General features: G+C 60.7%; 2 protein-coding genes. Both read left to right on the top strand.

Translation table 11 applies throughout. From position 1 onward, the window contains the following. On the top strand, positions 1-636 hold a 636-nt coding region (locus tag HLUSI_RS0110965; protein WP_016834029.1), incomplete at its 5' end, for an Hsp70 family protein. 282 nt (positions 637-918) lie between these two features. Next, on the top strand, positions 919-1,671 hold a 753-nt coding region (locus tag HLUSI_RS0110955; protein WP_016834027.1), incomplete at its 3' end, for a cache domain-containing protein.

The raw sequence follows: 1,671 nt of genomic DNA, 5'->3' as shown, positions 1-1,671 counted from the left end.
GGCGCAGGCTTTGCGATCCAGCAGAACAAGCGCCAGAACGCGCAAGAGTTCACGACGTTCAAGGACGGCCAGACTGCGCTGGCAGTGCATGTGGTGCAGGGCGAGCGCGAGCTGGTGACTGACTGCCGTTCGCTGGCGCGCTTCGAGCTGCGCGGTATTCCACCGATGGCCGCTGGCGCTGCGCGTATTCGCGTAACGTATCAGGTCGATGCCGACGGCTTGCTGTCGGTGTCGGCGCGTGAAATGACCTCAGGGGTGGAAGCGGCGATCACGGTCAAACCTTCCTACGGCCTGGCCGACGACGACGTCGCACGCATGCTGCAGGATTCCTTCCAGTCAGCCGATGAAGACATGAAACGCCGCGCCCTGCGCGAAGAGCAGGTCGAGGCCGAGCGCATCATCCTGGCGACGCAATCGGCGCTGGATGCCGACAGCGCATTGCTCACCGAACAGGAACGTATCGACATTGCCGCGCTGATCGAGATCGTGCGCGAGAAGGCGCAAAGTGACGATCACCTGGCAATCAAGGCGTCGGTGGAAGCGCTTGCGCATGGCACAGAAGAATTCGCCGCCCGCCGCATGGATCGTAGCGTCCATGCCGCGCTGGCAGGCAAGAAATTGGATGAAGTTTCGTAAAAGACAAAGTCATTAAAGGTAAATACCGTGCCACAAATCGTCATACTTCCACACCCCACGTTTTGCCCTGACGGCGCCGCCCTATTATTCCTATCTGCCGACCAACACCATCGACTTGCTGCATCCGCTGCTGCAACAGGTCCTGTTCGGCAAGGTTTCGCCGCGCCAGGCTGCCTTGACGCTCGACAGATCGATCCGCCATGAAGCGCGCACGGAGAACAAATAAGCCATGATCCGCCTGCTCGCTCCCGCTCCAGACCAACACAGCAAGGGCATCGTCGCATGAAGAAGATGCTCGACCTGCTGTCGCTCAAGCTGTTGCGCCGGATCGAGATCCGCTACCGGTTGATCAATTCGTTTTTGCTGGTGTCGATGCTGCCGCTGCTGATCGCCGGCGTCGTGGCGTATCGCGAGTCGAGCAATGCCTCGCAGGAAAAAGTCCGCATCTTCGCAGGCGAAGTGGTCAAGCAGGTGGCGCAGAACATGCTCCAGCAAATCGAGAAAATCGAATCCTCGAGCGAAGAACTGGCGATGTCCGAACGCATGCAGAATGCGCTGGCGGCCTACTACAGCAAGACGTCCTCCGAACGCGCCGCCGGCCATGCCGACATCATCCGCCTGCTGCTGGAGAACTACGGTTCCTTCGAATACGTCAATCAGAAATACGTACTCGATCGCCGCCATCGCATCATGGATCCGCAGGTATTCGCCCAGCTCGGCGATGGCGTGGCGCGCTTCGCCGAAGATGCGCCCGACATGAAAGGCCGGCCGTACTGGGATAGTTACAGCACCGCCGCCGGACAGAAGAGCGTGGTGATGCTGCGCGACATCCTGTTCAAGGGCAACAATCGCGTCGCCGGCACGCTGTTCGTCGGCTTGCGGCCGCTGCACTTCTCGCGCATCTTCGAATCGGTCAATCTCGGGTATGGTTCGCGCATGCTGGTGATCGACGCCCGCGACGGCCACGTCATCGTGAGCGCCAATGCGGCCAACGATAACGCCCCGGAATCAGGCCTGGTCGCCGCGATCGCGCGC

This window comes from Herbaspirillum lusitanum P6-12 (genome assembly GCF_000256565.1).
Lineage (GTDB): Bacteria > Pseudomonadota > Gammaproteobacteria > Burkholderiales > Burkholderiaceae_D > Herbaspirillum > Herbaspirillum lusitanum.
The sequence above is the reverse complement of the archived record's forward strand: the minus strand, read 5'-3'. Positions and strand labels throughout refer to the sequence as shown.